The organism is Acetatifactor sp., assembly GCF_982438285.1.
Genome location: NZ_CEWDFQ010000049.1, coordinates 1 through 12,980 on the forward strand (window position 1 = coordinate 1; position 12,980 = coordinate 12,980).

Genomic DNA, 12,980 nt, shown 5'->3' on the forward strand with positions numbered 1-12,980 from the left:
GGGATTATTAGCTCGTAAAGTGTTGCAGAATATCTCGTTAAACTCAATGGATAAGATGTTCTTAAACCCCGCATAACTAAAACCTACATCAAACCCACCCGCACCGGAAAAGAAACTGACAGCGGGAATATTGTCAGAACACTTTTCGATTGAGTCAAGTGTTTCAATCGGAGAAAGACATTCTTGAGGAAGTTCGCAATACTCCTCGTACCTTAACGCATCATACGAGATACCCTTATTCTCTAATAATTCTGGTAAATTTCCTTTCGTTTTTATTGCTTCCTGCAAAATTGCGTTTTGCTCAGAAAGCTCCATTTTGTTGATAAGTTCTTTCATCATGCAATCTCCTTGGTTGCTTGTACAAAAACATCATGTGCTTCTTGCTTGGATTTGAAATCAGCTTGCTCATTTGCTCTCAGCCACTTGCGATAATACATATGCACTGCTCGATGACAAGAGGGACACAATCCTACAATATCTGCCAACGATGTGCCTCTGGATGAAATCGCAACAGCAGAAGATAGTGGTAACAAGTGATGAATATCAAGCATATAGTCTGTCCACGGATATCGTTTGCTCATATCTGCGCCACAAGCACAGCAAACAGGATGAGGATTAACTTGCTTATAGTATTTTCTCAACAAACCGCTACGCTCAACACGAAAATGTTCCACGCGTTTACGATTGCCCTCGATAAATTCTATATCAGCCGGTTCAGCTGTAAACACCTCAAAAGTAGGAACGATAATCTTGTCGCCAAGAGAGGTCATTTCCAAAAATTCTTCCATTCTGTCTGCTTTTGCAAGTCTGTTTTCAGGTCTCAAAAAGTTGTTGAGCATTTCATCCTTTGCGCCATCACTAATTTCATCAAGATACAAAAATCCGTCATACACTTTTAGAACGCTTAATTGGCTAATGAAGATAACCATCTCACGGAGTTGACGCCGCTCAGTATCAGTATATTTGTATGTCACAGGGGTAAGCGATTTAAAATACGCAATGTCCTCAAACCCTGTGCAATTATTTCCCACGATATAATTGAAAATATCATCTAACGATAATTTGGCTTCAACGCCTAATTCTCTTTGAGCAATTAAAAACTTCAGAATAGCGCAAAAAGGATACACGCGCTGTTCGGTAGCATTATAGTTATCAAATGCGGGAAACGGAAAACGAAACTTGCCAACATAATTGAAGAAATAGTCATCCGCACTTTTAATTTTCCCGTTTGTATTGGCTAAATCACGGCAGATATCAGTTACTATAAGTTGATTATTCATAAATTTTGCTAAAAATGAGCATTGAAAAACTCTAGAATAATTACGTTTAATCGTGTAATAATCTGGTAAAAATGGCATTCCAGTTTCAGTTACAAGTGTTTGACGAAACAAATCCTCACATTTTGAGATATCTGTGTTATCGAATTTAACCAAAGTTTTTGCAATGTCTCTAAGTACGTCAAATTGAAAATACAAAAGTCGTCCTTGATCCCAACGCCACATAGACTTACCTCCGTTTTATCGCTCTTCGCGAGAAAAACTCATTATGTCACCAATATCGCACTTTAGTGCGGTACAAATCCTATCCATACACTCCATGGAAACGTATTCATCTTTTCCGAGCTTTGCCACAGTTGTTGTGCTTATCCCAGCAAGCTCTCGTAAATCTGTGCGTTTGAGTTTTCTATCGATTAAGACTTTCCATAATTTGTTATAATTAGCAGCCATATATTTGCCTCCTATGCGTTTTAAGACATTATACCACAAAATCCCCCGAAAAATCAAGCGCGTGCAAACAAAATATTTGAAAATACAAACATTTTCATCTTGTGGTGCCACACATACCAATACGCATTTTTACGGTATATTGCATGGATGTATGTAGTCTGATATGTCCCATTTGTCCAAGGCGGCATAGGGCAAAACACAAGCGGATTTCGACCCTTAAACCTACAAAAACAGACGACACTCAACCGAAGTTGAATGTCGCCTGTTTGTTGTCCAATCCTGTGTGACAGATGCCGATTTCGCAATTTCTTCAAATTACTGTCTTATCGGCACACGGGCAATGGGCATATTTTTTTCATTTCTATCTATATTACAAAATTCCTCAGATAGGTCTGGGACAGCGCAAGGCTCTTCTTGATTTTTTCCAGGCTTCCCTCAAAGGCTCTGTCCTCAATCTCAATACAGCTATAACCGTCGTATCCGATGTCCGTCAGGGCGGAAACGTATTTCCCCCAGTCCACATCCCCAAGCCCCGGTATTTTCGGCGCCATGTATTCCAGCGGATAGGCCATGACTCCCACCCGCTCCAGCTTATCCGGATAAAGCTTGATATCCTTGTAGTGCACATGGAAAATTTTCTCCCGGAATTCATAAATAGGCCGGATATAGTCCATCCGCTGCCAGATAAAATGGGAAGGGTCAAAGTTGAGCCCAAGGTTTTCATAGGGAAGCAGTTCAAATACCCTTTCCCACACAGCCGGCGTGGTCATCAGGTTCTGCCCGCCGGGCCACTGATTCTTGTCAAACAGCATCGGGCAGTTTTCGATTGCGATTCTAACGCCTGCCTGCTGCGCATACTCCAAAATAGAGGGCCAGACCTCCATCATCCGCTCCAGATTCTCCTCCAGGGGCTTTGTCTGGTCTCTTCCGATAAAGGTTGTAACCGTCCCCACCCCAAGCGCCCCGGCCGCATCGATCACCTTTAAAAGATGCCTGCGGTTTTTTTCATCCTTCTCCTGGTTTCCGCTGAGAAGGTTCGGGTAAAAGGCCAGCGCAGAAAGTTCCACCTCCGCTTTGCTTAAGTACGCTCTGATATAAGCGGCCTTCTCCTCTGTCAGGGCCTCCACATCAATATGGCTCACCCCCGCATATCTGCGTTCCGCCTTCTCCCTGGGCCAGCATGCCATTTCCACACACGCAAAGCCCTGGGCGGACGCATAATCGATTACCTCTTCAAAGCTTTGTTCCGCCAAAATAGCAGTGACAAACCCAAGCTTCATAATCCGCCTCCTTTTCTCAAACCACTTCCATGGTCTTTCCCTGCTCGCTGGAGCGTATGGAGGCAAAAACCGCCTTCATAGCCCAAAGCACACTGTTTCCATCAATGACAGGGGTTGTATCAGTCTCAATGGCCTCCAAAAAGGCGTCGATTACACCGGATGACGTCTGGCGGTCATTGGTCTGTATTTTTTCAATGTCATAGCAAATGCGTTCCCCGTCTGGCTTTACCACCACGATGGCATATGCGGGATCCTCATAAATCTTCATGATTCCTTCCGTACCATAGAGAACCGTGTGGTTTTCCTCTTCCCCGTAACAGGTCCAGGACGCCCGCATGGTTCCCATCACTCCGTCAGACATCTTGTAAATACAGAAGGCATTGTCATCCACGTCGATCAGGCTTCCATCCTCATAGCGCTTGTCCAGGGTGGCCAGCCTTGCGGTGGTCTCTGCCACCCGGCTTCCCAAAAGATACTGAATCAGATCCGTCTTGTGCACGCCCAAATCCGCCATAACCCCCATAGCGGCGCTTTTTTTGTCAAAAAACCAACTGTTCTTTCCAGGGTCGATGCTCCATTTCTCAGGCCCCCCATGAGCAAAGGCCGTCCGAAAGGAAATCACCTTTCCGACCATTCCCTGTGCCAGCAGTTCCTTTGCCCTCACATGGGCCTTTGCCAGACGCTGATTCTGCCCGATCATCAGCTTTTTTGCGCTTTTTTGTGCCCAGGCCGTCATTTCCTCACATTCCTCCAGGGTTGTGGCCATGGGCTTCTCGCACAGCACATGTCTGCCCGCCTTAAGGGCCTGAATGGAAATAGCGGCATGGGTATGATTGGCGGTACATACGCTCACAGCCTCCACACCGTCATCCGAAAGAAGCTCTTCCACAGAGGCATAAGCCTTTCCTCCATACCTTTGGGCCAGCTGTTTTGCCCGTTCTTTGTTCAAATCGTAAAACCCTTTAATTTCCGCCTTGGGATTCGCCGCATATTCAGGTATATGTCTGGTCTGTGCGATTTTCCCGCAGCCAATCACTGCTACTCCTGTCATTTGTCTCCTCCTGTAGTTTTCTTTTTACAGTTTATTGTTATCTTCTGGTGTCCCATCTGCCGCAGAAAACATTTTCATGATATTTTCCGTGGAAGGGAGATTTTCCCATAAGCTTCTCCACAGCCGCTTCCATAGCCTCCTGAGAGTCTAAATAAGCGTTCACATAGGTTTTTGCCATGGGCACGTCCACCAGATGATTGGTCAGATTTAAGGACAGAAAAATCGTGGGAACCTCTGACACATACCATGGCTGATAAGCCGGAAGCTTCCACCTGACTCTGAGACTGTTGGACTGGGCAAAGCCGATAACGTCAAGCACCACAAGACATGCGTCATATTTGGCCCGAAATTCTTCTGTTTTTCCTTTTTTGTCCATTTCCTGTGCATCCACCGCAAAGCCCTTCTCTTCTAACAGCCGCACCAGGCGCTTTTTTACCTCATGGGTTTTATCCGGCATCAGCTGGCCCGCCACTACCTGGCCCTCTCCGCTTATAAAAATAAGCTTAAGTCTTTTATATCTTTCCACAGTCATGGGAAGATAGTTCCCCACATCCTTCACCAAAGTGACAAAGCGGTCCGCCGCCCTTTTGGCCGTCTCCTTGTGTTCCTTGCAGCCGATAACAGCAAGGTCCTCCTTCCTGCCCACCCCTCTGTTCAGGGGCAGCTTCAGCTTCGCCTTCATCCCCAGAATCCGGTACAGCGCATCCTGCAGCCGTTCCTTGGTTATCACGCCGTTTCTGCAGCCCTCCAGCATATATCCGAAATCTTCCTCTATATCATTAAAAAAGAGGAACATATCGCAGCCTGCGGCGATGGCGGCAGGCACCTGCTCCCTTCTGGGCACACAGGAGCCGAACATACCGATCATATGAGAGGCGTCCGTGATGACAAGGCCGTTAAAGCCAAGCTTTTCCCGAAGGAGCCCTGTGATCAGCTCATGGGATAAGGTAGCCGGTCTGACGTCCTGATCCCTCATACCCGGGCAGAGCCGTTTGGAGTAAGCAGGCAGCGCAATATGTCCGGCCATAATGCTGAGCACCCCATCTTCTATGGCCGCCTTATACACCCTTCCATAGGAGGCGTCCCATTCCTCGCAGGACATATTGTTGACGCCCATCAAAAGATGCTGGTCGTTTTCCTCAGTGCCGTCTCCAGGAAAATGTTTTACGCAGGTGGCAATTCCCTGGCTCTCAGCTCCTTTCCGAAAGGAGCGCATATAGCGGATTACATCGTCGGGATTATCATTGAAGGCTCTCAGCTGCACCACCGTGTTTCTCCAATTATAGGTCAAATCGGCCACCGGCGCAAAATTCCAGTTGCATCCCACCGCTTTTGCCTCCGCCGCCCCTATTTTCCCCATTTGGTATGCCATCTCCTCCAGGCCACCCGCCGCAATGGCCGCTCCGTTTGCCACCGCAGTGCCCCCGTCCACACAGCCGTTCCCCCCCGCCTCGCAGTTGGCCGCAATAAGCAGCGGCAGCTTACTGTTTTCCTGTAAGATCCTGTTTTGCTCATATATGGTCAGGGGATCTGCATTCTGATATCGGATTCCGCCCACATGATATTTTTCCACCAGGCGGATCAGACCTTCTTCGCTTCTGTCTCCTACCATATGGACAAAAAGCTGGCCTGCCTTTTCCTCTTCCGTCATCTTGTCCACAGTTTCCGTAACCCAGCGGATATCCTCCTCTGATAAATAAAAGGGCTTTTTTCTCAAATCAACCATTGTAATTCTCCTTGCTCTTGTCTGTGGCGGAAACCTCACTGCATCTGCTCATAAAAGCTTGAGAGGAGCTGTTTTTGGTATTGTCCCTGATAGGCGCCTTGCAGCATTTTCGACAATGCCCTGGGAAAATCCCTCCAGGATGCTTCCTCCGCCCCTGGCAATATGGGGTAAAACAAAATATGATTGTCCTGAGCCGCCCGGGCGTCCCCCGGGGCGTCGCCTATCATCAGCACATGGCTTACTTCATATCCGTGATTTTGAAGCAGCGCCGCAAGGATGTCCTTTTTACTTCCCACACTCTGGGTCAGCACCCAATCCACATACTTTAAAATCCCCTGCTCCTCCCACTCTTTTTCCACAGCCTCTTTATTGGCAGAGGACACTACCGCAACGTCGGCATGCAGCCGGGCTCTTTCCAGCGCTTCCTTCACTCCGGGAAACGCTCTCTTTTCTTCCGGCGCCATTGCCGCTATCTTTTCATTGACCCTCCTGCTCCAGGACAGAGCCTTTGCAAAACAAACTCCCTTGGATTCCTGCATATGGCTCAAAAGGGCTTCCTCGGAAAGCCTTTGGGATTTCCCGGCCCATTCCAGATACGGGGCAAGCCCTTCAATAGGAGTATACCTTTCGTTCACAATGCACAGCATCTTTGCCAGACCTGCAAACCTGTTGATTCCTCTGTCCATGGAATAAAGGTTCATCTTCTCCCACTGCTTAAGAATCTCCTCTCTCCAGGGCCAAAGCTCCCATTCCTCCACAAGGGCCGGGCCAAAACAGAGCTTGTGCTTGCTGTTCATGGTGTCCATGGCGCATCCGTCCGAATCCACGCATATCAGATATCCTTTTCCCATCTATGCACCTTCCTTTTGAAATCCCATAGCCTTCACCACTCGCTTTTGTGCAGGATAGATCACAGGCTCCATCCGCCCGGAAGCCGCAGATTTGTCTGCAGACTCCAAAAGCGCCGCAATCTCCATATTCCTCTCCAGGCCAAGAGCCTTCTGCACCGGTTCCCCCGTATCCAGAAAATGGAGAACCTCCTCTTCTATGACGCTCCTTCCCGGTATCATATAGGAAGCGTCCGGCCGATAGGAAGCTGCAGGGGTGCCGGAAAACTTATTCCGGTACAGGTCCACCCTGAAACCATTGGCATAGTCCACCACAATGGCTCCCTTTGTCCCCCACACTACAGGGCCCGTAGGCGTACCGCTGGCATACAGGGACCAGGAGCCCTCAATCCAGCCCACAGCATCCCCAAAGTCCAGCACAATTCCAGCATAATCCTCTGCGTTGCTGTAGGGATGCAGAAAATTTTTGGTAATGGCAAATACCTCCTTAGGTCTTTTTTCCATATATTCCAGCAGCAGGCTGCATCCATAGCAGCAATAGTCCACCAGACTTCCGCCGCCCTTCTCCTTCTGATACCACCATTCCTTTGCCTGGTCCTCCTCCTTCATTTCTGGTCCATGGCAAAAGGGGCCCAGGGAATCCGGGTTGTGGAAGGAAATCCGCAGCGGTTCGCCCACAGCCCCCTGCTCCAGAAGCCTCTTTCCCAGACGAACGCTGGGCTTCCAGGCAACCGGCCAGTTTGTGATAATCTCTCCGCCTCCCCTGATGCTGGCTCTTTTCATCTCCTCTGCCTGAGACAGGGTATAGGCCAGCGGCTTGTCCACCAGCACATGAATTCCCAGCTCCACAGTATCACATACTACCTTGGTATGTAAATAATTCTCGCATCCCAGAAGAATCAAATCCGGCTTTTGCATAAGCAGCTCATGATAATCGCCATACAGCCTGGGTACCGCTCCAAGCTGCCTGCATCTTTCCAGATTATCCCCCCTGGTGAGAGGGAGGGCTCTGCCGCTTTCCAAAAGAGGCGCTGCTGGTGCGGCGCCGATCCATTGGATGCGCTCCTTTTTTCTCAAAAAATATTGTACATGCTCCACAATGTGCATATGCGCGAAGCCTATAATCCCCACCCTGTATCGGTCTTTCATTTCACCAAACCTTTCTTGCATTTTTTCTATCCCTTGATGCCGCTGGAGGCAATTCCCTCAGTGAAAAACCTCTGCAGCCCCACAAACATAATAAATACAGGGATCAGTGAGATAATGGACGCCGCCATAATCAGATTATACTCCGAAGAATACTGTGAAATAAACATTCGAAGGCCTAACTGCAGCGTCTTTTTCTCATTGCTTCTCAGGTAAATTAACGGTCCCATAAAATCATTCCACACTGTGACAAAGGATGAAATAATCAGTGTGGCGATGCCTCCCTTGGAAAGAGGAATCATGATCTTAGCATAGATTTTGTATTCTGACATTCCATCAATTCTGGCCGCCTCGCAAAGCTCATCCGGAACCCCCATATAAAACTGACGCATCAAAAACACGCCTATGGCCGTAAAGCTCTGCATCAATATCATTCCCAAATGGGAATCCGTAAGACCCATCCGTCCCACCATAATATACTGCCGCACCATATACACCTGCCAGGGTACCGCAATGGTACAGATATAGAGCACAAACAGAGTATCCCTGCCCTTAAAGTTCAGCTTTGCAAAGGCGTAGGCTGCAAAGCTTGAGGTCAACACCTGTATCCCCGTAATGATTACCGTCAGCTTCACCGAGTTTTTAAAAAATGTCAGAAGGGGTATGGTCTCCCATATGGTGATATAATTGGACCACTGCAGCTCTTCCGGTATCCACTTTACAGGATATGTGAATACATCCTGATTCAATTTCAGGGAGGCGGACACCATCCACAAAAAGGGAATCAGCATCACTGCCGTCAGAGCTAAAATCACCAGGTAAAGGGCCACACGTCCGATCACATATCTGTAATCCTTTCTCTTTACTCCTATCGAATTCATATCCTATCTCCTACATATTCTTAGCCCATTTCTTTTCCCCATGAAACTGCAGCAGTGTAATACCCAAAACCAGAACAAACAGCACCATGGAAATTGCACTGGCATACCCGAATTCAAACCGCACAAAGGCAGTGTTGTAAATATCATATACCAGTACATTTGTGGCTCGTCCCGGGCCTCCTCCCGTCATAATGTATATAGTGTCAAACACCTTAAAGGATGAGATAATTAACATCATGGAGACAAAAAAGGTGGTAGGCATCAGCATGGGCAGCGTAATGGAGAAAAAGGTTTTGAAAAATCCCGCCCCATCCATGGTTGCCGCCTCGTATATTTCCCTGTTGATGCCTTGCAGCGCCGCCAGATACACAATCATGTAATAGCCTGCTCCCTTCCACACGGTCAGACCGATCACCGCAGGCAGCGCCCAGTCCACTGAGGCCGACCACCTCGGGGGATTTTCCACCCCCAAAGCGGACAAAAGACTGTTTACCGGCCCCATATCCGGAGAGAAAAGCATGTTCCACACCACGCAGATAGCCACCAGCGAGGCAACATACGGGAAAAAGAATACCGAGCGGAAAAATACCTGTCCTTTAATCTTTTGGTTGATCAAAAGCGCCATTATCAATGACAAAACAATGGTGGAGGGAACCGTCCCCACCGTAAACCAAATGGTGTTTTTCAGGGAGATGGCAAAGGTATCGTCCGTCAAAAGCCCCATAAAATTCTCAAGCCCTACAAATTTAATGGGGTGGGCTGAGTCCCATTCGCAAAAGCTCAGCACAAAGGAAAATACAACGGGAACCAGCGTAAAGACCACAAACCCTATGAAATTTGGCAGAACAAAGGAATATCCAATCAGGTTTCTGCGCAGCGCTTTCTTATTTTTAATATGAAGTCCTTTTTTTGCGACTATTTTATCCATAGCTTTTTCCCTCAGACATTTCCTTTCAGTTGCCAAGAACCTGGTCGATCCGGCTCTGCATCTCCGCAAGCCCTTCTTCGATGGAAATTTCTCCACTCATGATCAGGCTGTGTTCCTCCGTATTGATCTGCTCAAGCTCATTTGCATTGGGGTGCATGGGCTGTTCCAGATAGAGATTCTCTGCGTTCAAATAGTCGGCAAAGTTTTCCGGAATACCTTCCAGACTGCTGATCACATTCTGCACGTTCTCGTCAATATAACCAGGTATAATGCCGGACTGTGCAATGACTGCCGCTCCCTCTGCCCCCGTCACAAACTCGATAAATCTCCATGCCTCATCGGGATGCTCGGAGGCCGCGTTGATGGATACAGGTGCAACACCGATTACACCTGTCTGGTTGCCGGTTCCTTCCATATCCGGCAGGCTGCAGATGCCCCATTCAAAATCGATATTTCCCGCCTCCTCCTGCTCCAACAGATTATTTACAAACCAGGTCCCCATGCTGACCATTGCACACTGCTCATTGTAAAACACACCCGAATAATGAATATTTCCAGCATTCAAAGTGCCATAGTCCATAATGCTTTGATCCTCATTCTGCATAGCCAGGAAAATTTCATAATATTCCTGGAGATTGCTTACAGGCTGCTCCACAATATGGAAATCATCCGTCTTTCTGGCAAAATTCTGCAGACTTCTGGGCCAGGTATGAAGATGTGCTCCATAAACCTTTTCCGAACCCTCTCCGGAGGTCATGGCAGCTGCCAGCTCCCTGTACTCCGCAAGTGTCATTCCGTCATGAGGGTACTCTACACCCGCCGCATCAAATAAATCCTTATTATAAAAAAGAATGGTGCAGTCCTTTCTAAAGGGCATTGCATAGACACTGTCATTCATGGACAGCTCACCCAGCATTCCACCGTAATAGCTTTCATCAATCTGGGAAGCCTCAATATAGCTGTCCAGGGGCAGCACCTGCTCCTTGGAAATCAGCCCTGCCAGGGACTGTACCTCCTTGGTGAACACCACGTCCACATCATCTCCGCCCGACAGCATAATCTGGATCACGTCGTTGTATTCATCTGCACTGATTTCAATTACATTGACGGTAATGTCCGGATTGGCCTCCTCAAAGGCTGCTATTACATTTTTATAATAATCCGTGATGCTGTAATCCCATAAAGCCACGCTGATCTCTATCTGCTCTCCCGAAGCCTCCCCTTCCTGTCCGGCCGTCGTCTCTCCCGAAGTCTCCTGTAACGTCCCAGATGCGCCGCTGCTTTGGGATGCGTCCTGTGCATCATCGCTGCTGCCGCAGGCAGACAGTCCGAAAACCATGCAGGCAGACAATATGGCCGCCATTAATTTCTTCCATACATTCTTCTTCATAAGAACCTCCTTCTGAAATACTCTGATGTTTATACGTTTCAGAAATATGAAATATTTCTTTCACTTGTAATATATCACTTTGTCTTAATTTAGGCAATATTTATTTTCTATTATTAGCAAATTTGTACTATTTTTACAATTTTCTACTCTTCATTTGCATATTTTTTCTGAAATAAAATTTAAAATTTTCATATTTGTTTCATTTAATTTTCAATTCCATGAAAACTTATTTGATTTTTCATCCAGGTGTATGGTATACTGATTTATAAAGTTTATGCTGATAATGGCATGTGCAAAAGAGGCTATGATTTGAAAGAGGAAATGGTATGATAGATAAGAAAACAACTGTTGCTCAAATTGCAGAATGTGCAGGCGTTTCTCCGGCTACCGTCTCAAGAGTCCTAAACCACAGGGAGCAGGTGAAAGCAGACACCATAGCCAAGGTGGAAAGCGCCATGGCCGCCCTGGGCTTTGTCTCCAAGCCCCAGCCCCCTTCTTCCCAATCCAGGCAGAAGGTGATTCTGGTCAACGTGGTAAATCTGAAAAACCCCTTTTACGGCGAAGTGCTCCAGGGAATTTTGGCTTCCGCCAAGGCCCACAATTTCTATCCCCTTATCTACCAGGAACGGCTGGACGATGAATCCATAAAAAATTTCTGCGGTTTGGTTAAAACTGCAAAGGCCTCCGGTGTGCTTTTCCTAAACCAGACGCCCAGCGAATTTTTAAATCTGGTACGCCTGCAGGCTCCCGTGGTGCAATGCTGCGACTATGCCCCGGACTGCGATATCCCCTATGTGGGCATCAACGATTTTTCCGCAGCTAGGAATGCCGTGGGCTACCTCTTAGCCTCCGGGCGTAAAAAAATAGCCTTTCTGAACGGGCCCAGGCATCTTGTGTACTCCAGGGAACGTCAGAAGGGCTATGAAAAGGCGCTGGAGGAGGAAGGTGTTTCCCTGCCCTCAGGCTGGCATGTGAACCTTCCCAAGGTAGATTATGAGATGGGATATTCTGCGGCCTGCCAGCTTTTAAACAACGAAAACCGCCCCAATGCCTTTTTTACTTCCTCGGATATTCTGGCCAGTGCGGTGATCCGGGCCGCCAGACGCTTTCACTTAAGCGTCCCCCAGGACATTATGGTGATCGGCTTCGACAACAGGGATATCTCCCAGATGATGATCCCCTCCATAACCACCGTAAGCCAGCCCAAATTCCAATTAGGCTACAGCGCCTGCGAAATGCTGATAAAACGAGTGGAGCATCCCCAGCAGTGGGCAAACGACAGCATCCTTCTGGATACCGAATTGATCGTAAGAGAATCCACCACTGCAGAGAACCCTTAAGTTCAGCCGGGAATTCGTTCCCGGCCGTTTTTGCAAATAAAAAAAGTCCCAAAACCTGCATTCTGGCAAGTCTTAGAACCTTTAGTGCGCCGCCAGGGGCTCGAACCCTGGACACCCTGATTAAGAGTTATCAGCATTTGTCTGTTTTCGTCATAAAAACAGTCTTGCTATGTGTCTTTTTCTTTGCTATATTGTTCCTATGGTGTTGCCATACACGGTAGGCGGTTAGCCCTCTTTTTCGGAGGGTGCAAGCCCTCCAGACGCAAGAAAGGAGGGTGATAGTTATGATTACATATTCGGATTTATTCGATTTTGTGATAATGCTCGTAGCTATTGTTACTCTTGTTTACAAGATAACGAAAAAATAACCGCCCCTCTGGCCAAGGTCTGCGGTTATTTTTTTATAACTCTTACTTAGGCTGACCGTCTATCGGCAGCACCTTCTTTGTATGTTTATCATAGCAATTTCCTTTTATCCTGTCAATTACTTTTTTCAACACCGTGAAATTGTATAATGAGAAAAACTGATTTTTTTATGCTGTTGTCCTTTTTGCAAATAAAAAAGTCCCAAAACCTGCATTCTGGCAAGTCTTAGAACCTTTAGTGCGCCGCCAGGGGCTCGAACCCTGGACACCCTGATTAAGAGTCAGGTGCTCTACCAAC

The 12,980-nt window shown here is 47.4% G+C and carries 12 protein-coding genes; 1 reads left to right on the forward strand and 11 read right to left on the reverse strand.

Features of this window, described 5'->3' with window-relative positions:
- The 11 genes from AC1WIP_RS04055 to AC1WIP_RS04105 form a co-directional block, all read right to left on the reverse strand.
- Positions 1-339: DNA cytosine methyltransferase (locus AC1WIP_RS04055; protein ID WP_481140611.1), on the reverse strand; the 339-nt coding region annotated here is incomplete at its 3' end.
- Positions 336-1,502 carry an HNH endonuclease gene (locus AC1WIP_RS04060; RefSeq protein WP_481140612.1) on the reverse strand — a complete coding sequence of 389 codons (1,167 nt, stop codon included), beginning with the start codon at positions 1,500-1,502 and terminating at the stop codon, positions 336-338. The genes AC1WIP_RS04055 and AC1WIP_RS04060, both read right to left, overlap by 4 nt.
- A 15-nt stretch (positions 1,503-1,517) precedes the next feature.
- A complete protein-coding gene (locus AC1WIP_RS04065; RefSeq protein WP_481140613.1) occupies positions 1,518-1,727 on the reverse strand; it encodes a helix-turn-helix domain-containing protein in 210 nt (69 codons plus the stop codon).
- Between the two features lie 365 nt (positions 1,728-2,092).
- Positions 2,093-3,007, reverse strand: coding sequence for a sugar phosphate isomerase/epimerase family protein (locus AC1WIP_RS04070; protein WP_481140614.1), 915 nt, complete (start codon positions 3,005-3,007; stop codon positions 2,093-2,095).
- Positions 3,008-3,023: 16 nt separating this feature from the next.
- Complete coding sequence (locus tag AC1WIP_RS04075) at positions 3,024-4,058, reverse strand: Gfo/Idh/MocA family protein (protein WP_481140615.1); 1,035 nt, start codon at positions 4,056-4,058, stop codon at positions 3,024-3,026.
- A 37-nt stretch (positions 4,059-4,095) separates the two neighbouring features.
- Positions 4,096-5,784 carry a glycoside hydrolase family 3 protein gene (locus AC1WIP_RS04080; protein ID WP_481140616.1) on the reverse strand — a complete coding sequence of 563 codons (1,689 nt, stop codon included), beginning with the start codon at positions 5,782-5,784 and terminating at the stop codon, positions 4,096-4,098.
- Between the two features lie 35 nt (positions 5,785-5,819).
- Positions 5,820-6,635: an HAD family hydrolase gene (locus AC1WIP_RS04085; RefSeq protein WP_481140617.1), complete on the reverse strand. Its 816-nt coding sequence runs from the start codon at positions 6,633-6,635 to the stop codon at positions 5,820-5,822.
- Positions 6,636-7,781 (reverse strand): Gfo/Idh/MocA family protein, encoded by a 1,146-nt coding sequence (locus AC1WIP_RS04090; RefSeq protein ID WP_481140618.1) that lies wholly within the window; start codon positions 7,779-7,781, stop codon positions 6,636-6,638.
- Between the two features lie 26 nt (positions 7,782-7,807).
- On the reverse strand, positions 7,808-8,659 hold the full coding sequence (locus AC1WIP_RS04095; protein WP_481140619.1) for a carbohydrate ABC transporter permease: 852 nt from the start codon (positions 8,657-8,659) through the stop codon (positions 7,808-7,810).
- A gap of 10 nt (positions 8,660-8,669) precedes the next feature.
- Positions 8,670-9,587 (reverse strand): carbohydrate ABC transporter permease, encoded by a 918-nt coding sequence (locus AC1WIP_RS04100; RefSeq protein WP_481140620.1) that lies wholly within the window; start codon positions 9,585-9,587, stop codon positions 8,670-8,672.
- 25 nt (positions 9,588-9,612) lie between these two features.
- Entirely contained in the window at positions 9,613-10,977 is a 1,365-nt protein-coding gene (locus AC1WIP_RS04105) for an ABC transporter substrate-binding protein (RefSeq protein WP_481140621.1), read from the reverse strand.
- 326 nt (positions 10,978-11,303) lie between these two features.
- On the opposite strand from AC1WIP_RS04105, the gene AC1WIP_RS04110 reads away from it, so the two are divergent.
- On the forward strand, positions 11,304-12,317 hold the full coding sequence (locus AC1WIP_RS04110; RefSeq protein ID WP_481140622.1) for a LacI family DNA-binding transcriptional regulator: 1,014 nt from the start codon (positions 11,304-11,306) through the stop codon (positions 12,315-12,317).
- Positions 12,318-12,980 lie beyond the last annotated feature (663 nt).